We start from the raw sequence: 19682 nt of genomic DNA, 5'->3' as shown, positions 1-19682 counted from the left end.
AATTCTCGCCCACCAGGCCGCTTTTTTCTCTCCCTGGTTAGATATCTATCTGAATATACACAAAAATTAGTGATCCCTGACTTAACAGTGCTATAATTGGCTAGGTAAAATTTTGTAACGATTCTTAATCTTGAACCTACCTGATAGTCAATGCTTCCCCCCGCCTGGGGTGGCCGCAGCAGTTTTGGTGCGAGAAAAATTGCTCCGATCCAACCCAACTCCCTTAAACTTTTCTAGGGTTCCCCCAACCGCCAAAATTTTGCCCTAACTACCAAGAATTAAGAGATTTCAGATTATACCATGAACTCTGTTATTCGTCAACAGCGAGCGCTGATCACCGGAGCCAGTAGCGGCATCGGCAAAGAAACCGCCCTCGCTTTCGCCAAGGCGGGAATTAATCTGGTTTTAATCGGTCGCGATCAGCAAAGATTGGCAACCGTGGCGGGAATGGCGGCAGATTTAGGCGTATCAGCCCAAGCTTACCCCTTAGATTTGGCAGATATCCCGGAAGTAGCTCCTAGTATCGCTAAAATCGCCCAAGAATCCGGACCGATCGATATCCTGATCAATAATGCTGGCATGGGTTACACCAACTCCTTGGCCGACACACCTTTGTCAGACTGGCAGCGGGTGATCGATCTCAATTTAACCAGTGTTTATCAGTGTGTGCAAGGAATTTTACCTGCCATGCGTCAACAGGGGGGAGGCACGATCGTTAACGTTTCCTCGATCGCCGCCGATAATTTCTTCCCTGATTGGGGGGCCTATAGTGTCAGCAAAGCGGGATTAGTGGCATTTTCTCGCATTTTAGCGATCGAGGAGCGGGCTAACGCCATTCGCATCACGATTATCATCCCCGGGGCTGTCAATACTCCCATCTGGGACAGCGATAGCGTCAAAGCAGATTTCGATCGCTCGGCCATGTTAACCCCGGATATCATCGCTCAGGCCATTCTGCAAGCGGTGTTACTGCCCAAACAGGCCGTAGTGGAAACGATGACCATTATGCCCAGTGCGGGGGCATTATAACCCGAAATACTTCTATTTATCAATCAATTCGCCTACAGGCCTCTTCATTATGACCATAGCTTCTTCTAACGGTTTAAACGGTAATTTAACCGACGCTATTCAAGCACGCGTGACCACTCGCCCCGATCGCAACACCCACAATGGCAAAACCGCTCAAATTCATCCAACTTCCGACGAAAACAAAGAACAGATGATGGATGCGGTCAGAAATATCCTGATCTCGGTGGGGGAAGATCCCGAAAGAGAAGGTTTATTAAAAACCCCCAAACGGGTGGCCGAAGCGATGCAGTTTCTCACCCAAGGCTATCAACAATCCCTAGAAACCCTCGTTAATGGTGCGATCTTCGATGAAGGTCATAATGAGATGGTATTAGTGCGCGATATTGACTTTTTTAGTCTCTGTGAACATCATATGTTACCCTTCATGGGGCGGGCCCACGTTGCCTATATTCCTAACCAAAAGGTGGTCGGATTAAGTAAATTGGCCCGCATTGTGGAAATGTATTCCCGTCGTTTACAGGTCCAAGAGCGCCTCACCCGTCAGATTGCCGAAGCGATTCAAGAAATTCTCGACCCCCAAGGGGTTGCCGTCGTCATGGAAGCAACTCATATGTGCATGGTAATGCGCGGGGTGCAGAAACCGGGATCCTGGACTGTCACCAGCGCCATGTTAGGAGTCTTCCAAGACGAGCAAAAAACCCGCGAGGAGTATCTTAACCTGATCCGTCATAAACCCAATTTCTTCTAGTCCCGGAGATGGGGACATGGGGAAATGGGGACATGGGGAAATGGGGAAATGGGGGAATTCAACTAAAACCCTAAAACCCTAAAACCCCAACACCCTAAAACCCAAAACCTTCTAACTGATCACTGATCCCTGAATTTTTGCAGTCGCTCTAGCAAGAGGGCGACTTTTTTGAGGTCTTTATCACCAGGCGATCGCTCAACGCCGCTAGAGACATCAATACCCTGGGGGTGCAGCCGAGTTAAAGCTTCACTAATATTATCGGGGTTGAGTCCTCCGGCCAGAAACCAGGGCAAGGGGGGCGAAAAACTGGCTAAGGCTTGCCAGTCTAAGGTATGTCCCGTACCGCCGAGCAATTGGGGATGGTAGGCATCTAAAAGTAAAGTATCGACGCTATTGAAGTAAATTGCCGACTTTTCCCAACTTTCTCTGTCTTTGATCCGCAAAGCTTTGATAATTTCCCGGTCGGGTAATAATTGCCGCAACCTTTGGCAATATTCGGGAGATTCTTTACCATGTAACTGCACACTTGTCAAGGGGGTTTTAACAATTATCTGCTGAATAATTTCCGGTTGCTCGTCGGCAAAAACACCGATAAAATCAATTTTGTCGGGTATTGCGGCGGTAATAGCGTTAATTTGCTCGATTTTGACGTAACGAGGCGAACTAGGTACGAGGATAAAACCTAAAGCCGTAGCTCCGCAAGTAGCGATCGCTCGTCCTTGGTCCGGTTGGGTAATGCCGCAAATTTTAATTCGCATTTAATCTTATTCACAAAACGTTACAAAAACTGTTAAGTATTCAAACAAAAAGCGGTTTCGGGTCAAGAGCTTTTTATAATTCCCTGTGATTAACAAAATCTTATCAAGACTGGAGCGCAAATGATCTCTTCCGCCTTACTTTTCGCCACCGCTCAAACCATTCCCTGGAATTTATCCGTCGGCATTACCATGACGTTAGCTAACCTAGTAGCGTTCGCTATCGGTTATTTTGCCATCCAAAATACTGGGGCCGGCCCTGCTTTACCCTTGCCGCAGTTAGCCTCGAAAAAAAGCTTCGGTCTGCCGGAATTATTGGCTACCATGAGTTTTGGCCATATTCTCGGTGCGGGACTGGTTCTCGGTCTTTCTAATGCGGGTATTCTCTAATCAGTGATCGGTGATCGGTAATCAGTAACCAGTAATCCTACGCTAAGGATGAGTGGGGACGCAATGCTTGCGCCCAAAATGTCACATTGACAAACACTTGGTGGTGATTCGGTAGTAGTGATGGCGGCTTAATCCGGCTCTTCGGTTTGTGTTATGCAATGGACGGAGGTTATAAGGGATGAAACCCTTATATAGAAAGACATTGCTTCGATTTTTGCCAATTGTTTTTGATCTAGAGCGAACTAATCAATTAAATCTCTTGCCAGATAAGGATTTAGTCGATTTATGCCCCCCTATCGAACCATACCAAGTAACGAAGAGCCGAATAATAGGGGGATGATGTTGGGTTTCCGTTGTCAATCCAACCTTGCAAGATAGGCGTACTGCTACGCAGTGCCTTCGGCATCGCACCTGATACCTTAATAGCTAAGTTGCTTGTTTGCCAAATTCAGGAACAACCAGGTTGACTTCCTTCGAGTTGTAACCAAATGCTTCTACCTGAGACTTGATCAAATCAAGAGCATCATAATAAGCAAGGCTTTGTCCTTTATAGAAAGAAGAGTCCTCTCCTTTTATGTCAGCTTCGTTAATTTTTGCGAGGGATTCATTGTACTTTTCTTTGAGAATAAGTGCATGATCTTTGATAAAGTTAACAGATTCTGTATTCATAGTCCTCTCTCCTTGAGTAGGCCTTCTAGTATAGTCTTTTGCTCGCTCTGCCGATTTATGTCACTTTGCCATTTATCGGGAAGAGCTTTTTGCTGTCTAGGATCAAGATTATCAAAATCAGGTATAAATTTTTGGGGAGCTTCAATCTTTTTTTGATGTTCAGAAATTTGCTTGTTTATAGATTCAATTCCTTTTCGGATTTGAGAGTCTGGCTTTTTGGCATATTCGTTATAGAATCCAGAGTGCTTACCCCCTTGTTTGGCAATATTATATGGGTCATTCACATTAGTCACATCATCCACTTTATCAACAGCCTTAGTGGCTACCAACTGTTGATTCTTCACTATTATACCTCTCCAGAAAAGATTTTTGATAAGCTCTTAGTCAGGGCTTCATCTCTTATTTTGACAATTATTGGAGAGGTCTATTTAGCAGGGTCAGTCCACACTCACCCGCATCAATATAGGAGCGAACAAACTCTATCTGAGTTTCTTGCATCACTTCTGTGGTAAGACGATTTTGCCTAATTGAGTTTTCGGTAAGTTTTAGGGGAATTGTTGGGTTTCCTTGCGTCAACCCAACCTACCAGATCGGCGATCGCCTTGATTTAAATTTGAGAGAGTTCGCGTTCACCCGCTAATTTCAGTGCAGAAGCGGCTTCAGGAATATAGGAAGTTTTCGTTTTAGAGACGATACCTCGCTGTTGTTCCCGTAATTGTTCTAGACGCGCGGTACTCCAATCTGTCAGCATCGAGTTACCTAAACGGGGAGCTAATTTGTTAATTTTCTCCACGGCGGAGATAGCTAGTTCATCCATCTGTACGGAGGCTAGATAGCAATCACAGGCGATGTCTATCTCTCCTAATCGTTCGTGACATTGCCCAGCCATAAACCAAGCGATCGCCATTCCAGGCGGGCCGAGTCTAGTGGCGGAGCGATAGATTTTCGCCGCCTCTTCAAATTTATTTTGTTTTAGTAAGACTTCCCCTAGTTGTAGGCGATAGTGAGAGTAGAGAGGTTCCAGTTCTACCATTTTCTTCGCTCTCTCTCCGGCGAGATCGATATCACCCAACCAGAGGGCTTCTTTCGTTCGGCTCTCGAAAACCGTCGTTAGATTGTCATGGGCGGAAATTCGTTCCGTCTCATTTTTGCACTCGCGGATCAGCTCTTCCGCTAGAGATTGGCAGATATCCATTTCACGGACAACTGTTTGCCGCTCACCCAGCAGAAGTGGAGCGAAAACAGCCGCGCGGTGGTAAAAACTGGTTAAACGTTTGAACTCGAAATGATCGAGGGAAGGTTCGAGGTGATCGAGCGCTCCGCTTGCCACTTCTCGCCAATGAGCGACCGCGGCTAGATCTCGAAATACAGTAGCGTGTAAAACGATTAGTTCTACGGCCGCCCCGAAAACCACGAAGCTTTCTTTAGAAGCGTGTTGAACGAGCTGCTTTAAATCTTCAAGATTTTCCGATGTGCCAATACTTTCTTGACAGAGGATTTTAGACATCGCCCGACTATAAGCTAATTTAGCGATCGTGGAATCTCTCGTGATGTCTTCATCGGTACTCGCAGTAACATATTTAAGAATCGCTTCATGAAAGCATAAACTCGATAATAAATTAATTGTTTCCAGTTGAGTAGTGGGTGAAAGTTCCCGATAATGAACTAAATGCGAGCAAAGAACTCTCCAGCGCTCGGTTCTCAACTCATCGGGGAGAGCGAGAGGATTTTTAATCGAGTATTGAAAAAGACCAGTCTCACGAATTAATTGTTCTCGAAAAGAAGCTGGGTGAACGAGAGTAACTGGGTTCACGGAAAGAGACGTACCAACATTTTGTACTTCGGAGACGAGGTTTCGATAGCTATAGTCAATTCCTTGAATATGCCAAGCTCCGGATTGATAGGGACTAAGATCGAAATAGGGGCGATGACTCCAAGGAATGGGAAGATCGTTTAAAAATAGCATACATATTCTCGAAAAATGCGATCTTTGTCTGGTTAGTATTTCCACGATAGTCAACGGAGTATCTTGACTTGTTGAACTATCGTAGAAATCAAAAAGAGAGAACGATAAAATACCGATCAATCTCTGTATTTTGTTATTATCTCGGACGCCACTGACCACGACCGCCCATTACTTGACGTAAAGTTTTAAAAGCGGTAATGCTTTCTTGACTGTCGTTGGCGGCATCGGTGCGAAGCTCGATAATTTCGTCAGTCACCGTGTTTTTGAGCTCGTTGATTTTGATGTTAGCCATGAGATGTATTCTCCAAATTTTCGCTAAATGAATGAATCAAATTATTGATTCAAGAAAACCATAACAATTTTTCAACACCAGATCAACTATCAAAATCGAACAAAAAGAACATAATTTAGTTATTTATGTTCTTTTTGAAAGACTATTTTTTACAAAAACATCATCAAAACCGATTAAACAACGGGCTTCCAAGCTATTTAAAGAAACAAAAATGAGTAATTTATGTACAAAAAACTCTGAACCTGTCTTGTTGGAAGCAAAGAGAACCAACCAAGCCAACTTAATTGAGTTATTTATTTTTTAATTAACTGGGAATTCTGTTAATAAATAAATTCAGAGATTTTTAAAAGTGTATGTATTAAAAATACCTTTGTTTGTTTTTAGGCTTAATAAACTCACTCAATAATAATCGGATTATTGGTATTTTATTAATCCATATTGTATTAATTTTATAGTTTTATATTGTACTTAAGCGACATAGCGAATAATCTCTACTTCCGCACCTTTATTAACCGCGTCCTCGGCCTTCTGTAAAACCTCTGCCGTAACCGACTCGCTTAGATAATACTCCCCGCAATTTTGACAGATATCCGCAGGGACTTGTTTTAGAATCACGATAAAATTATCTCTCTCCAAAGTAACGGTAACAAAATCCGATCGAGTCGTGCCGTGTTTACAGATCACACATTCCATAACTCTTATCTTCCCTTACTATGTTTGCGGGGTGAGCATAACCCACCCCGTCCACAATTAATTACTTAACTCGTATTCTATTTCCTGAATTTTCTCCTTTACCCAGGCGTTAAACAAATCGGGTTCTTCGGTTTGTGTTATGCAATGGACGGGAGTTATAAGGAGTGAAACCCTTATATAGAAAGACATTGCTTCGATTTTTGCCAATTGTTTTCAATCTAGAACGAGCTAATCAATTAAGTCTCTTGCCAGATAAGGATTTAGCCGATTTATGCCCCCTGATCGAACCATACCAAGTAACGAAGAACCAAATCATTAGTTATTTCGAGCGAAGAACAACGAATGGATTAGTCGAGGGAATCAACAATAAACTTAAACTAATAAAAAGAAGTGGCACCAATAGTACCGCCCGCAACTTGACGTAAAGTTTTAAAAGCGGTGATGCTTTCTGGACTGTCGTTAGCGGCATCGGTGCGAAGCTCGATAATTTCGTCAGTCACCGTGTTTTTGAGCTCGTTGATTTTGATGTTAGCCATGAGATGTATTCTCCAAATTTTCGCTAAATGAATGAATCAAATTATTGATTCAAGAAAACCATAACAATTTTTCAACACCAGATCAACTATCAAAATCGAACAAAAAGAACATAATTTAGTTATTTATGTTCTTTTTGAAAGACTATTTTTTGCAAAAACATCATCAAAACCGATTAAACAACGGGCTTCCAAGCTATTTAAAGAAACAAAAATGAGTAATTTATGTACAAAAAACTCTGAACCTGTCTTGTTGGAAGCAAAGAGAACCAACCAAGCCAACTTAATTGAGTTATTTATTTTTTAATTAACTGGGAATTCTGTTAATAAATAAATTCAGAGATTTTTAAAAGTGTATGTATTAAAAATACCTTTGTTTGTTTTTAGGCTTAATAAACTCACTCAATAATAATCGGATTATTGGTATTTTATTAATCCATATTGTATTAATTTTATAGTTTTATATTGTACTTAAGCGACATAGCGAATAATCTCTACTTCCGCACCTTTATTAACCGCGTCCTCGGCCTTCTGTAAAACCTCTGCCGTAACCGACTCGCTTAGATAATACTCCCCGCAATTTTGACAGATATCCGCAGGGACTTGTTTTAGAATCACGATAAAATTATCTCTCTCCAAAGTAACGGTAACAAAATCCGATCGAGTCGTGCCGTGTTTACAGATCACACATTCCATAACTCTTATCTTCCCTTACTATGTTTGCGGGGTGAGCATAACCCACCCCGTCCACAATTAATTACTTAACTCGTATTCTATTTCCTGAATTTTCTCCTTTACCCAGGCGTTAAACAAATCGGGTTCTTCGGTTTGTGTTATGCAATGGACGGGAGTTATAAGGAGTGAAACCCTTATATAGAAAGACATTGCTTCGATTTTTGCCAATTGTTTTCAATCTAGAACGAGCTAATCAATTAAGTCTCTTGCCAGATAAGGATTTAGCCGATTTATGCCCCCTGATCGAACCATACCAAGTAACGAAGAACCAAATCATTAGTTATTTCGAGCGAAGAACAACGAATGGATTAGTCGAGGGAATCAACAATAAACTTAAACTAATAAAAAAAATTGGCAGCCATAGTACCGCCCGCAACTTGACGTAAAGTTTTAAAAGCGGTGATGCTTTCTGGACTGTCGTTAGCGGCATCGGTGCGAAGCTCGATAATTTCGTCAGTCACCGTGTTTTTGAGCTCGTTGATTTTGATGTTAGCCATGAGATGTATTCTCCAAATTTTCGCTAAATGAATGAATCAAATTATTGATTCAAGAAAACCATAACAATTTTTCAACACCAGATCAACTATCAAAATCGAACAAAAAGAACATAATTTAGTTATTTATGTTCTTTTTGAAAGACTATTTTTTGCAAAAACATCATCAAAACCGATTAAACAACGGGCTTCCAAGCTATTTAAAGAAACAAAAATGAGTAATTTATGTACAAAAAACTCTGAACCTGTCTTGTTGGAAGCAAAGAGAACCAACCAAGCTAACTTAATTGAGTTATTTAGGGTTTGCTGAAAAAGTTTGTTGGTGGGGTTAGGAGTCAGGATTCAGTAGCCGGTCGTCGGTCGTTTCAGGCTTTGTTGCCCTCCTTTTTGTACTAGCTTGCGTACCACAAGAAGGATAATGCCAAGTTTTTGAAGGTCACAATCCTATTTTCGCAGCATGAACATCGGATTTTAACAGGTCAAAAGCCTTATTTTAAAAGGGTTTTACCATTATTCAGCAAGCACTATTTATTTTTTTAATTAACTGGGGATCCTGTTAATGAATAGATTCAGGAATTTTTAAAAGTGTATGTATTAAAAATCGCTTTGTTGGTTTTTAGGCTTAATAAACTCACTCAATAATAATCGGATTATTGGTATTTTATTAATCCATATTGTATTAATTTTATAGTAAAATAATCCGTATCCGTAGCGATTGTCTTAAAAGTCAAGGGGAATAAAGAAAATCTTTTGTACCCCAAATAGGCAAGACAAAGTAACGGCACCAGTCATCCGTTTTGTCAGCGATGAAATTGTTCGGAAAACTGGACTAAGCGGGTGCTTGCCAGCATTTATTATCACGAATCATGGCATTGAGGATAACCAGCAATTTCCTCATACAGGCAACTAAGGCCACCTTTTTCAACTTGCCATTGGTCAACAACCGTTCGTAGAACTTCCGAATCACCGGGTTATGACGAATGGCTACCAATGTGGCCATGTACAAGCCACAGCGAACCGAGGTGCGTCCCCCCGAAATCATGCGTTTACCCTTGTGCTGGCCACTATCGTGGTTGATAGGAGCGACCCCGACCAGCCGGGCAATCTGTTTTTCGCCAGAGTGTTCCCATCTCGGGTAATTCCGCCAAACATAGGGCAGATGAAACTTTGCCGATCCCTTTAACGGATTGTAAGATTTCATTTTTGCGTTGCCAATCGGCTTGCTGTTGGGCGAGGGACTGAATCTGCTCGTTGAGGCTTTCAATACGCTGTTGGATTTCCTCAATATGGGCTTTGATATCTAGTTGCACCGTCTCAGACGCACGACTGAGGCGGTTTTTCTCCGCCACCTGCATCTCCACCAACTGCTGTCGTCGTCGTACTAGGTCGCTCAATTGTTGGGCTTGGGGGGCAACCACGGGTTGGGGTTGGGGTTGCACGGCTCGTGCGAATTGAGCGATTACCTGTGCGTCCAATTTGTCCGTTTTTGCTTTCCCCAATGCCGTCGCAAACCCTTTGACCTTGCGGGGGTTGGCGATCGCTACCGGTATTGTGGCGGCTTGTAAGCCCGATACGAGTGCGCGCTCTAATCCACCCGTCGATTCCACCACCACCAAACTCGGTGAGAGAGGATGTAATTGTTCAATCAGCGATTGAACGCCAACGTCGCTGTTGGGTTGTTGCAAGGTCAGACCTTGCGGCAACACGTAGATATCTAGAACCTCTTTACTGACATCGATCCCTACCCATGTTTTTTCTTCTGTCATCGTTTATGCTGGGGTTAAGTTATTTTGTCCCTTTGGTAACTCGTCCTTGCGAATACGAGGTTAATCCTCCAGCGATTGTTCGAGCTTGTCTCATCGGGATGACGGCGTGGCTCCGGTGGCTACCCAACGGTGTCAAGCACCTCGGTTGAACTGGATGTCCACGCCCTTTTTCAGAATATAGGCACCCAAGCTACAAAGCGGTATTTTTTACCTAGGTTGGGACGGGTTGCCTACTTCTCAAGATACAAGGTTGGGTTAAACGAAGTGCAACCCAACACAAAACATGAAGAATAATAGGGGGATGATGTTGGGTTTCCGTTGTCAACCCAACCTACAAAATAGGCGATCAGCATTCTGTAAAACCTCTGCCGTTACGGATTCACTTAAATAATACTCCCCGCAATTCTGACAGACATCTGCGGGGACTTGTTTTAGAATCACGATACAATCATCTCTCTCTAAAGTAACAGTTACGAAACCCGATCGAGTCGTGCCTTGTTTACAGATCACACATTCCATAACTCTTATCTTCCCTTACTATGTTTGCGGGGTGAGTATTACCCACCCCGTCCACAATTAATTACTAAACTCGTATTCTATCTCTTGAATCTTCTCCTTTACCCAGCCGTTAAACAAATCAACACCGATTTTCAGAGCCAACTCCTCGGTTAATTTTGGTTTAAGGATTTCCTCGACAAAAATCAGGTGAAAACCTCGATCGCCTTGCAGCGGTTTCAACAATCGAGAAGAATCCGAGGCGAAAATTGCGGCCGAAAGATTCGGTCGTAAATCCTTACGGTAAACAGTACCGCGATAACCTCCCTTGCGTCGTAATTCCACATCCTCGATATAGCGATGCGCTACTTCCTGAAAGCTGATTTCCTCCTCCTGAATCGATTCATACAACTCCTCTGCCATCGCCTGATCTGCTAACACTACCTCATAGATCACCGCGCCGGTATAATCTAGCTGGTGTTCGACGAAATAGGATTCAATTTTGTCTGCGAAAAGATGTTCGGCTAATTTACCCGATAGTAAATTGAATTGAACGATCTCCTCGAAATCATCTAGGGATAAGCCCTGTTTTTGCAACCAATTCCATGTATCTTTGGCGTTATGTAATCCTTTGGCGAGACGGAATTGATCGGCCGCCTGTTGTAACTCGGCAGTCGTGTTTTTAATCCCCGCTGCCGTGGCGGTTTCGGTGATGATTTTCCGAGCGATAATTCCCTCGACTATTTCGGGAACTTTCCCCGATAGCTTAAGCTGTTGGATAAGGTCTTGATTGGTGATGGTGATACTATGGGACATAATGACTCCTGAAACAGTTATGCGAAATTAATTTCCTAGTTGAGATAGGCAAGAGGGTTAGGGAGGGGTGTAAGTAATTTGGCTTCGATACCTAAAAAAACTAGAGTTTTAACCCGTCTTTTTGCAGATCCTTAAAGGGATCGAGGATGTAATCGATCACCCGACGCTGACGGACGATCGCTTCTGCGGTAGCCGTATCTCCCGGATTGAGGGGAATACATTGATTTCCCTTTTGAATACAGGAGCGATCGAGTTGAATTTCTAGCTCGAAAACGTTAATTTTTCCGTTGGGCGTTTCCTTTTCGATCGCCGTCGGTGATTTCTTGGTGATCTTGCCGCCGATAATGCCGTAATCCTGAAAAGGATAGGCATCGAACTTGACTTTTATCGGCATACCGGCGCGGAGAAATTGACTTTGATCCGTGGGCATTTCTGCCTTGAGAATAAACCGCGATCCCTTCGGTGCTATCTCCGCAACCCGCGTTCCCGACTGCACCACCGCACCCGCGCGTTTAATCGGTAATGAAAAGATTGTGCCGTCGGTATTCGCCTTTAAAACCCTCTGACTTAGTTGGATTTGGAGCGCTTGCCGTTGGCTCTCGCTTTGGGCGATTTCCGATGCCAGTGTTGCGATCTCCGTGTCTAGATTGTTAATCTGCTCCTGTACCCTTAAGAGTGCCAACTCGTTGGAATGGCGGAGACTTTGATAACCCCGCTGCCGCTCCTGTAATTGCAGACGCGCTTGGGCGATATCGGCGCTCGTTTGTTGACTCGTCTGACGGTAGGCACTTTTTAATTCCGCTAGTTTATGTTGATTTTCTTTGACCTCCGCTTTTCCCCGCTCGTAGAGTTGTTGGCGCTCCTTGGCATTGTCCTCGCGCTCGATGAATTGCACCTCCGATATCGCGCCATCCTCCCACGCTTTTCGGTAGCGATCGACTTCTTTTAAAGCCGTTTCATAACGACTTTTGAGAATCGGATAATCGGTCTGACTTTGTGCGAGGGCGGTTTTCGCTTGATTGACTCGCGCTTGTTGTTCTTCTAGGGATATTTTGGCCTTCTTGATTAATGCGTCCACATTCTCCCGCGCTTGTTCGATCGAGGCTTCTTTTTCCGCTGCTGCCGCGCGATTTTGTTGGCTTTGGGTGGTTAAAGAAATCTCTAACTGACTTTTGACAAGTTTCTGTTGGGAAAGACGACTTTTTTGTCCTTCTATTTTCTCCTCAATTTGTTGTATTTCCTTGCCGATTAATGAGGAATCTAGGGTTAAAATCGGTTGTCCTGCTTTCACCTCTTGGCCTTCACGGACATAGATTTTTTCCACTTTTCCCGTCGCGATAGCATCGATTTTGACTGTTTCCCCTTGGGGTTCCAGTTTTCCCGGACCGACACCCGTTTCATCGACTTTTGAGAATATCGCCCAAGGGAGAATGATCGAGACGAAAATAATCAGAAAATAGAGTAAACCACGCGTCCAGGGTAGGGGTAAAGTATCGATCAATTCTTTGGTCTGGAAAGACCAGTTATCGCGCTCTCTGTCTAGATTGGTTGTCATAGTTATTCACTCAATTGATTAGAATTCAAATTACGGTAAATACCGGGACGGGCCATTAATTCTTCGTGGGTTCCACTATCGACTAATACCCCTCGATCGAGAACGAGAATACAATCCGCGTTCCGCACCGTAGAGAGGCGATGGGCGATAATCACCATCGTGCGATTCTGCCGAATTTTCTGGAGATTTGTTTGAATAATCCGTTCCGATTCGGTATCGAGGTGGGAAGTGGCTTCATCGAGGATTAATAACCGCGGCTCTCCCATTAGCGATCGAGCGATGGCGATCCGTTGTCTCTGTCCCCCGGAAAGTAGCCCTCCACCCTCGCCGATTTGAGTTTCGTACCCCATCGGCAGTGATTGAATAAAGTCATGAATTCCCGCTAATTTCGCCGCTTCGATCACATTTTCTAGGGGGCGATCGGGATGACCTAAACTGATATTTTCCCGAATCGTGGAACCGAAGAGAAAAGTATCCTGATCGACGACTCCCACCTGTTGCCGGAGGGAACTGAGGGCGATCGTACTCAGATCGTAACCGTCGATCGAGATTTTCCCGTCGGTGGGGGGATAGAGGCCGATCAGTAATTTCGAGATCGTGGTTTTTCCCGAACCGCTCCGACCGACGAGGGCAACGGTTTGACCGGGTAAAATCTCAAAACTGAGGTTTTCTAAAATATTGCGATCGCTGTCGGTGTGGTAGCGAAAGGTGACATTTTCAAAGCGAATATGTCCCTGTAATTCTGGGAGAAACTGACGGGAAAGTTCTTCTAAATTCTCCTCCGGCTTTGCGTCTAGTACATCGTTAATGCGCTCGACGGCGATATTGACTTCTTGAAATTGTGTCCAGAGAACGGTTAAGCGTTGAAAAGGCGCAATGATCTGGGCAAAAAGCATATTAAAGGCGATCAGTTGTCCGATCGATAATTGATTTTGAATCACTAGATAGGCACCGAAACAGAGTAACCCCGTCGTCGCTAAAGATTCGATCAGATTACTGAATATCTGGAGATTATTGCCGATGATCTGCCCGGAGAAATTTTTCTTGACCTCCACCGAGAAAAGGTCTTCCCAGTGCCAACGGGTCGAGCGCTCTGTGGCGGTAGATTTGACGGTACGAATACCGGTTAAAATCTCGATCAGGTAACTGCTTTCTTTAGCGATCGCCTGAAAAATATCCCGGGATATTCGCTGCAGAAAAGGGGTAGAAATTAACGCCAGCAGAAGGAACGGTGGCACGATCGCTAAACTGATGAGGGCTAATTGCCAGCTATAGCGGAACATCACCGCCACATACACGAAAACCGTTAATAAGTCAAGTAAAATCGAGAGAGCTTCCCCAGACAGAAAACGCTGAATCTTGCGATTTTCCCCGACGCGGGAAATAATATCGCCCACATAGCGGGACTCGAAATAACCGAGGGGAAGGCTGAGGGTATGGCGGATAAAACCGGTGATTAATGCCGTATCGATGCGATTAGCGGTGTGATCGAGGAGATAGGCGCGTAAACCAGTAATTGCCACCCGAAAAACCCCGAAAATTAGCGCACCGATCCCCATCGCCCAAAGGGTAGTTAAGGACCCCTGCACGATCACCCGATCGAGGATTAACTGGGTAAAAATCGGCGTAATTAAGCCGAATATCTGGATAAAAAGCGAGGCGACGAAAATTTCCAGCAGCACGAACCAATGGGGTTCCAGTAAGCGATAAAACTGCCAGAGAGAGGTTTTATCCTCTTTCGTGTCCCGAAATTTCTGGTTCGGTTGGAGCAGAAGGGTGAATCCCGTCCATTTACTGGTGAATTCGGCACGACTTAGGGTTAATTGCCCGATCGCTGGATCGCCAATAATCACCTGTTTGGGGGTAATTTTCCAGATAACAACGAAGTGTTTGCCTTCCCAGTGAGCGATCGCTGGTAGGGGTTGTTTCCCTAATCCCTCTAGAGTCGCTTTTACCGGACGGGTGGAGAGGCCGATATTTTCCGCCGCTGTGATCAGTCCCTTCAGGGATGCCCCGTCGCGGTTGACGTTGGCCATTTCCCGCAAACGGTTGACGCTGATTCTTTTGCCCCAATAACGGGCGATCATGACTAAACTGGCCGCCCCGCAATCGGAGGCGGACTGTTGCTCGAAGAAGGGATAACGGCGGAGGGATTGCCCGATCCAGTGACCTAACCGCTGCGCTGGAGAGGGGAAATAGGCTCGATCGCTTTTTTTGTCCGTTTCTTCTGTCTTCGTCCCAAGAAGTTGCTCAATTTCCCGCGCCCGTTGTAGTAATGTTTTTTTCAGGGCGGGGTGTTTTTTCAGGATCGGCTTCAGGGCGGACTCGGGGATAAGAAGTAGTTCCGCCTTCGCCGAGACTCGAACCGAGTAGGGAAGAAAACCCGATCGGGGAAAGAGGGAGAATTCCCCGAAAAATTCGCCGGTTTTGAGCGCAATCATCTCTTTTTGCTGCGAGTTCGCTATACGAACTTTGCCGCGAACGACTAGGTATAACCCTGACTGTACGGGCAGTGTACCTGCTTCCGGAGAGAGGGCGATCGCCGTTTTCTGGAGACTCCGCCACTGGGTTTCGGACAGGAATTCCGGCCAGGGATTGACGAGGCTGTGAGTATCGAGCATAGTTGTTTTAAGCTTTGGCTGAAGGAGAAAGATCGACGATGCGGATCGGCTGTAGCTGTTTGCGGAGGCGATTGATGTGGGTGGGGGTGAGTGCGACCCCGAATTCTTTCTCTAGATGCCGCGCTAACCAAACTCCCGACCATCGCTTAAAGGAATAGCCGAAATCCCGGGGGGATTTACTAATCAGTTCCTTCAGGCGATCGAGGTAAGGTTGATCAACTTTCGGCGGGCGACCGCGGCGGTATTTCTGCCAGCGATCGATCTTGCCACTCTCGGCGATCAGTATCCATTTACTAGCGGTGGCGGCAGTACAATCGAGAAGCCTACGGATATCGCCCTGGGATTTGCCATCGTCAGCGAGGAGAATGATTTGAATCCGTTTGCGATCAACATCAGAGATATTCGGTTCTGTTAAGATTTCGAGAAGTTGCTGACGTTGGGGTGGGGATAGATATTTACCGGTGCTTGATGACATTGACATAGCCTTTGCAACTATAAGTAAAAGCAGACAGCAGCAGGTCGGAGCGTTGAGGCAAGAAAGTTGTACTAAGTTGTACGATGGGCTAAATTTCCCGTGCGACGATCTCTTTCGCTGTCCTTAAATTATTATTTCGGCTGCAAAAGTGAACATTATGCAGTTTATTAAATTCTTTTTCTCTCGCCCGATATAACCTTCCCAATCCCCAACTAACGGCCAACTACTCAAAATCGTTATGACTATGATATAGTTGTTAAGGAATGTAAAAATAGTTGCATTTTCCCAGAAACTAGATTAAGGAGATTAAAAGTATGACCGCCGAAGGTTGCTTAAGAGTCGGACAACCGGCGCCGGATTTCACCGCGACCGCCGTTTTCGATCAAGAGTTCAAAACCATCAAATTATCGGATTATCGGGGTAAATACGTCGTTTTATTCTTCTATCCCCTCGATTTTACCTTTGTTTGCCCCACGGAAATTACCGCTTTCAGCGATCGAGTTAGCGAATTTAGCAGTATCAACACCGAGATTTTAGGGGTGTCCGTCGATAGCGAATTTGCTCACCTCGCATGGATTCAAACCGAGAGAAAATCGGGCGGTGTCGGTGATGTGGCCTATCCGTTGGTGTCGGATCTGAAAAAAGAAATCAGCACCGCTTACAATGTTCTTGATCCTGATGCGGGGGTATCCCTGCGTGGTCTCTTTATCATCGATAAAGAAGGTGTTATCCAACACGCTACTATTAATAATCTTTCCTTCGGTCGCAGTGTCGATGAAACCCTCCGCACTCTGAAAGCGATTCAATACGTCCAATCCCATCCGGATGAAGTTTGTCCCGCCGGTTGGCAAGAAGGCGATGCTACCATGGTTCCCGATCCTGTGAAGTCAAAAGTTTACTTCGCAGCAGTTTAGTTAAAGTTCGTCAGAAGTCCCTCAGCTATAGATGGGGACAGACTTTTAAGGGGGTGAATTATTTCACCCCCCATTTTAATCGGAAAATTTTCTGGAAAATTGGCCCCATTAGCCATGACCTCATCTAGAATACTGGCCAGACAAGTCTAGAAAGAGTCACGGCGATCTATGACTACCAGTAATTATGATTCCGAGTTGACAGTTTTGGGATTACCCGCAGCCAAAGGTAGATGGTTATTAATACCTCTAGGAATGGGCGTTTTACTCTGTTTAGGGACGGTGTACTCATGGAGTATCTTTAGAAAACCCCTAGAAACAGAATTAAATCTCAGCGCCACGGAAAGCTTACTACCCTACACTGTGGCCCTAGTGTTTTATGCCGCTTCTATGCCGATCGCTGGTTTTTATATCCCCCGGGTAGGCACTCGCAGGATGACCGCTATCGGCGGAATTATCGTCGGTTTAGGCTATATTCTCGCTAGTTTTGCCGCTCAGATCCAGACAATTATTCTTACCTACGGAGTCATTGCCGGCACAGGAGTCGGCATTGCTTACGGTGTTCCCATGGCAGTGGTGGCACGCTGGTTTCCCGACAAAAAAGGTTTAGCGGTGGGTTTAACCATCATCGGATTTGGCCTTTCTCCCCTGATTACTGCACCTTTAGCCAATCGATTAATCAATGAATATAGCGTTAGACCAAGTTTAAGATTTTTGGGGATTATCTTTACAATAATTATTGTGATTATTGCGATCACAATGAAGTTACCCCCTCAAGACTGGCAACCTCCCGCAAATTTAGCTAATCGAAAATCCGACTTTCAGGCCAATTATCCGGTGAATATGCTGAAAAGTCGCTCATTTTATGGCTTATGGCTTTGCTATGCTATTGGTGCTTTAATTGGCTTGAGTGCCATCGGTATTTCTAGTCCTGTGGCTGAGGAAATTATCCAGATCGAGCCGGGGTTAGCCGCTAGTAGTGTTGCGCTATTTGCCTTGTTTAATGGTATTAGTCGTCCTTTGTTCGGTTGGTTGAGCGATCGCTGGAAACCCCATTATTTAGCGATCGGGGCCTATACACTCATTTTGATTGGTTGTCTGTTGATGGTCAAGGCCGAAAAAGGGGCAGTTACTAGCTATCTAGTGGCTTTTTGTCTATTTTGGTTCTGTTTAGGGGGATGGTTAGCCCTAGCTCCCGCTACCACTCTCCACTTCTTTAATCCTGACCACTACGCCCAAAATTACGGTATTGTTTTTACTGCCTACGGTGTCGGTGCTTTGATCGGAACTTTAGTAACTGGTAGAATTCGCGATTGGTTCGGTACTTACACTTACGCTTTTTATGCTATGGCTGTATTGGCAATACTGGGTATTTTTCTCGCTAGTGCCTTACTGAAAAGAGAGCGATCGCATTTATCAAATCCTAGCTAAGGGAGTTAATCTTACCCTAGAGTAGATACTGCTGCTATTTTACACCAATTAAAAGTAAAAGTAGGCTACAGATAACTAGGATAGGGGGCGGGGAAATGGGAGACTTGACCAGTTATCAGTAAACAATAATCAGTGATAGGGTTCTTCTCGACTTTTTGTGATATTTTTTACTTATGTATGTAATAATTTTTGCTTATAAAATATTGAAATGTTTACTGGAAAAGACTTTTAGGACTATTTTGCTGAAGAAACTATCAGTATAGACCCCGTTTCCACACAGAAACCAGAAGAGCCGTGATAGGATAATTAGTGGTCTGTCAAGATTGAATTGAGGGATAAATCTCCTTCTGCTTGTCTTAATCGACCATTTTAAAACTGAAAGATTATTAGATTCCCACTCGCTATTGGAAGGGGATAGATTTAGGTCAAGGTCATCGTTTGCTTGGCAGAAAAAGTCAACACCAATTGATGAGGATAGACAATTTCTACGCCGATTGTTTCGAGGAATGCTCCCTTTTCTGTCTGAGTTGCACAGACAAAATTTCCCTGCTCATCATATTTGACCCAATCTCCAAATAATTCTACTAGATAAGCTTCCCCATTTTTGAGAATTTCTACAATTGTCCCAACTGTGCCGATAGGAGCTATTCCACCATCAATTAAAGGTAGCTCTTCCCTTAGTATAACACCATCAAACAATTGAAACTTACTCATTTTCAATCTCCTAAACTATCGGGTACTGCTGTGACAAATCTGGCCACATCTTCTCCTCTCAAAACAATAGACCTCGACCTAATCTAATAAAATCACAATAATAGGATATTATAAAACAAAAACCAACTTAAACACTAATATGATTAAACGAATTAAAGCATTGAATGAGCTAGAATTTGACTCGGCAAAATCGGGGGAGCCAGTCTACGGAAAATATAAAAAACTATTCGTTTATATAGAGTTAGGTAAAGAAGAGGAGTATCGAGGAAACCCTCAAGATAACCAGAAAACCCAATACCGACTTTTTCGTCGGTGTAAGGTGGAATACTCGAAAACGGAAGAAGAATCAGAACAAGGTATCTACCAATATGACGAAACAAATATCGATGTCATTTTGTACTGGTAGAGGTAACATTCGACGATATAGGTCTTTTAATCGCTCTTTTTCTGGGTGATTGTCGATCTTGAATCAAATCTCGGTTTTCCTCGAGGAAAGAAATTAACTGATCATCAGGGATTTCTCGGAACTCGCCAGTTTTCAATAAAACAGTAGCCATGGTAAATCGAACTCCTGAATATTCGTCTCGATCGCTA

General features: G+C 44.2%; 20 protein-coding genes and 3 pseudogenes. 9 read left to right on the top strand and 14 right to left on the bottom strand.

The annotated features are described in order from the left end of the window. Positions 1-300: 300 nt before the first annotated feature. Both MAE_RS15595 and folE read left to right on the top strand, forming a co-directional pair. A complete protein-coding gene (locus tag MAE_RS15595) occupies positions 301-1029 on the top strand; it encodes an SDR family oxidoreductase (protein ID WP_002798256.1) in 729 nt (242 codons plus the stop codon). 49 nt (positions 1030-1078) lie between these two features. Continuing rightward, a complete protein-coding gene (folE, locus tag MAE_RS15590) occupies positions 1079-1777 on the top strand; it encodes a GTP cyclohydrolase I FolE (protein WP_002738197.1) in 699 nt (232 codons plus the stop codon). Positions 1778-1896: 119 nt separating this feature from the next. On the opposite strand, the gene MAE_RS15585 is transcribed toward folE, so the two are convergent. Further along, positions 1897-2535: a phosphoribosylanthranilate isomerase gene (locus tag MAE_RS15585; protein WP_002798255.1), complete on the bottom strand. Its 639-nt coding sequence runs from the start codon at positions 2533-2535 to the stop codon at positions 1897-1899. 120 nt (positions 2536-2655) lie between these two features. On the opposite strand from MAE_RS15585, the gene psaK reads away from it, so the two are divergent. Together psaK and MAE_RS35765 are read left to right on the top strand one after the other, a co-directional pair. Further along, positions 2656-2922, top strand: a complete 267-nt coding sequence (gene psaK, locus MAE_RS15580; RefSeq protein WP_002798253.1) for a photosystem I reaction center subunit PsaK — start codon at positions 2656-2658, stop codon at positions 2920-2922. A gap of 214 nt (positions 2923-3136) precedes the next feature. Next, on the top strand, positions 3137-3262 hold the full coding sequence (locus MAE_RS35765; protein WP_269453921.1) for a hypothetical protein: 126 nt from the start codon (positions 3137-3139) through the stop codon (positions 3260-3262). Between the two features lie 86 nt (positions 3263-3348). Here MAE_RS35765 and MAE_RS15575 read toward each other — a convergent pair whose 3' ends face one another. The 5 genes from MAE_RS15575 to MAE_RS15560 all read right to left on the bottom strand — a co-directional run bounded on the left by MAE_RS15575 (position 3349) and on the right by MAE_RS15560 (position 6542). Then, positions 3349-3591 (bottom strand): hypothetical protein, encoded by a 243-nt coding sequence (locus tag MAE_RS15575; protein ID WP_002737863.1) that lies wholly within the window; start codon positions 3589-3591, stop codon positions 3349-3351. Beyond that, on the bottom strand, positions 3588-3935 hold the full coding sequence (locus tag MAE_RS15570; RefSeq protein WP_012266442.1) for a hypothetical protein: 348 nt from the start codon (positions 3933-3935) through the stop codon (positions 3588-3590). Before MAE_RS15570 ends, MAE_RS15575 begins: the two co-directional genes overlap by 4 nt. Positions 3936-4198: 263 nt before the next feature. Beyond that, positions 4199-5557: a tetratricopeptide repeat protein gene (locus MAE_RS15565; RefSeq protein WP_002798249.1), complete on the bottom strand. Its 1359-nt coding sequence runs from the start codon at positions 5555-5557 to the stop codon at positions 4199-4201. A gap of 136 nt (positions 5558-5693) precedes the next feature. After that, a complete protein-coding gene (locus tag MAE_RS34125) occupies positions 5694-5849 on the bottom strand; it encodes a hypothetical protein (RefSeq protein WP_012266441.1) in 156 nt (51 codons plus the stop codon). A 468-nt stretch (positions 5850-6317) separates the two neighbouring features. Next, positions 6318-6542 (bottom strand): type II toxin-antitoxin system MqsA family antitoxin, encoded by a 225-nt coding sequence (locus MAE_RS15560; RefSeq protein WP_012266439.1) that lies wholly within the window; start codon positions 6540-6542, stop codon positions 6318-6320. 308 nt (positions 6543-6850) lie between these two features. On the opposite strand from MAE_RS15560, the pseudogene MAE_RS36495 reads away from it, so the two are divergent. Continuing rightward, a pseudogene (locus MAE_RS36495) lies at positions 6851-6937 on the top strand (transposase); the annotation flags it as partial. A 609-nt stretch (positions 6938-7546) separates the two neighbouring features. On the opposite strand, the gene MAE_RS15555 reads toward MAE_RS36495, so the two are convergent. After that, positions 7547-7771: a type II toxin-antitoxin system MqsA family antitoxin gene (locus MAE_RS15555; RefSeq protein WP_012266439.1), complete on the bottom strand. Its 225-nt coding sequence runs from the start codon at positions 7769-7771 to the stop codon at positions 7547-7549. A 308-nt stretch (positions 7772-8079) separates the two neighbouring features. Here MAE_RS15555 and MAE_RS36490 point away from each other — a divergent pair. Next, positions 8080-8166: pseudogene (locus tag MAE_RS36490) on the top strand (transposase); the annotation flags it as partial. Positions 8167-9133: 967 nt separating this feature from the next. Here the strand turns inward: MAE_RS36490 and MAE_RS15545 are convergent. The 6 genes and pseudogenes from MAE_RS15545 to MAE_RS15520 form a co-directional block, all read right to left on the bottom strand. Then, positions 9134-10070: pseudogene (locus tag MAE_RS15545) on the bottom strand (IS110-like element ISMae40 family transposase). 321 nt (positions 10071-10391) lie between these two features. Next, positions 10392-10589, bottom strand: a complete 198-nt coding sequence (locus tag MAE_RS15540) for a type II toxin-antitoxin system MqsA family antitoxin (RefSeq protein ID WP_012266436.1) — start codon at positions 10587-10589, stop codon at positions 10392-10394. A gap of 57 nt (positions 10590-10646) precedes the next feature. Then, entirely contained in the window at positions 10647-11381 is a 735-nt protein-coding gene (locus tag MAE_RS15535) for a foldase protein PrsA (RefSeq protein WP_012266435.1), read from the bottom strand. A gap of 100 nt (positions 11382-11481) precedes the next feature. Then, complete coding sequence (locus MAE_RS15530) at positions 11482-12936, bottom strand: HlyD family efflux transporter periplasmic adaptor subunit (protein WP_012266434.1); 1455 nt, start codon at positions 12934-12936, stop codon at positions 11482-11484. Positions 12937-12938: 2 nt separating this feature from the next. Continuing rightward, complete coding sequence (locus MAE_RS15525; protein WP_012266433.1) at positions 12939-15557, bottom strand: ABC transporter transmembrane domain-containing protein; 2619 nt, start codon at positions 15555-15557, stop codon at positions 12939-12941. Positions 15558-15564: 7 nt separating this feature from the next. Continuing rightward, positions 15565-16032: a helix-turn-helix domain-containing protein gene (locus tag MAE_RS15520; protein ID WP_012266432.1), complete on the bottom strand. Its 468-nt coding sequence runs from the start codon at positions 16030-16032 to the stop codon at positions 15565-15567. Positions 16033-16346: 314 nt separating this feature from the next. Between MAE_RS15520 and MAE_RS15515 the strand changes: the two genes are divergently transcribed. Continuing rightward, on the top strand, positions 16347-16946 hold the full coding sequence (locus MAE_RS15515; RefSeq protein ID WP_012266431.1) for a peroxiredoxin: 600 nt from the start codon (positions 16347-16349) through the stop codon (positions 16944-16946). 168 nt (positions 16947-17114) lie between these two features. Beyond that, positions 17115-18374, top strand: coding sequence for an L-lactate MFS transporter (locus MAE_RS15510; protein ID WP_012266430.1), 1260 nt, complete (start codon positions 17115-17117; stop codon positions 18372-18374). Between the two features lie 420 nt (positions 18375-18794). On the opposite strand, the gene MAE_RS15505 is transcribed toward MAE_RS15510, so the two are convergent. Further along, positions 18795-19088 carry a hypothetical protein gene (locus MAE_RS15505; protein WP_012266429.1) on the bottom strand — a complete coding sequence of 98 codons (294 nt, stop codon included), beginning with the start codon at positions 19086-19088 and terminating at the stop codon, positions 18795-18797. A gap of 139 nt (positions 19089-19227) precedes the next feature. Between MAE_RS15505 and MAE_RS15500 the strand changes: the two genes are divergently transcribed. Then, positions 19228-19494, top strand: a complete 267-nt coding sequence (locus MAE_RS15500; protein ID WP_004161646.1) for a hypothetical protein — start codon at positions 19228-19230, stop codon at positions 19492-19494. Positions 19495-19682: the final 188 nt, after the last annotated feature.

The organism is Microcystis aeruginosa NIES-843, from assembly GCF_000010625.1.
In the GTDB taxonomy this organism is placed as follows: domain Bacteria; phylum Cyanobacteriota; class Cyanobacteriia; order Cyanobacteriales; family Microcystaceae; genus Microcystis; species Microcystis aeruginosa.
This window is presented reverse-complemented; position numbering and strand designations above follow the sequence as displayed.

Excerpts from the sequence above, each read along its gene's own strand:
- MAE_RS15525 (WP_012266433.1), bottom strand. The coding sequence starts at position 15,557 with ATGCTCGATACTCACAGCCTCGTCAATCCCTGGCCGGAATTCCTGTCC.
- MAE_RS15540 (WP_012266436.1), bottom strand. The coding sequence starts at position 10,589 with ATGGAATGTGTGATCTGTAAACAAGGCACGACTCGATCGGGTTTCGTA.
- MAE_RS15560 (WP_012266439.1), bottom strand. The coding sequence starts at position 6,542 with ATGGAATGTGTGATCTGTAAACACGGCACGACTCGATCGGATTTTGTT.
- MAE_RS15585 (WP_002798255.1), bottom strand. The coding sequence starts at position 2,535 with ATGCGAATTAAAATTTGCGGCATTACCCAACCGGACCAAGGACGAGCG.
- MAE_RS15505 (WP_012266429.1), bottom strand. The coding sequence starts at position 19,088 with ATGAGTAAGTTTCAATTGTTTGATGGTGTTATACTAAGGGAAGAGCTA.
- MAE_RS15510 (WP_012266430.1), top strand. The coding sequence starts at position 17,115 with ATGACTACCAGTAATTATGATTCCGAGTTGACAGTTTTGGGATTACCC.
- folE (WP_002738197.1), top strand. The coding sequence starts at position 1,079 with ATGACCATAGCTTCTTCTAACGGTTTAAACGGTAATTTAACCGACGCT.
- MAE_RS15500 (WP_004161646.1), top strand. The coding sequence starts at position 19,228 with ATGATTAAACGAATTAAAGCATTGAATGAGCTAGAATTTGACTCGGCA.
- MAE_RS15520 (WP_012266432.1), bottom strand. The coding sequence starts at position 16,032 with ATGTCATCAAGCACCGGTAAATATCTATCCCCACCCCAACGTCAGCAA.
- psaK (WP_002798253.1), top strand. The coding sequence starts at position 2,656 with ATGATCTCTTCCGCCTTACTTTTCGCCACCGCTCAAACCATTCCCTGG.
- MAE_RS15555 (WP_012266439.1), bottom strand. The coding sequence starts at position 7,771 with ATGGAATGTGTGATCTGTAAACACGGCACGACTCGATCGGATTTTGTT.
- MAE_RS15575 (WP_002737863.1), bottom strand. The coding sequence starts at position 3,591 with ATGAATACAGAATCTGTTAACTTTATCAAAGATCATGCACTTATTCTC.
- MAE_RS15515 (WP_012266431.1), top strand. The coding sequence starts at position 16,347 with ATGACCGCCGAAGGTTGCTTAAGAGTCGGACAACCGGCGCCGGATTTC.
- MAE_RS15530 (WP_012266434.1), bottom strand. The coding sequence starts at position 12,936 with ATGACAACCAATCTAGACAGAGAGCGCGATAACTGGTCTTTCCAGACC.
- MAE_RS15535 (WP_012266435.1), bottom strand. The coding sequence starts at position 11,381 with ATGTCCCATAGTATCACCATCACCAATCAAGACCTTATCCAACAGCTT.
- MAE_RS15565 (WP_002798249.1), bottom strand. The coding sequence starts at position 5,557 with ATGCTATTTTTAAACGATCTTCCCATTCCTTGGAGTCATCGCCCCTAT.
- MAE_RS15595 (WP_002798256.1), top strand. The coding sequence starts at position 301 with ATGAACTCTGTTATTCGTCAACAGCGAGCGCTGATCACCGGAGCCAGT.
- MAE_RS34125 (WP_012266441.1), bottom strand. The coding sequence starts at position 5,849 with ATGGCTAACATCAAAATCAACGAGCTCAAAAACACGGTGACTGACGAA.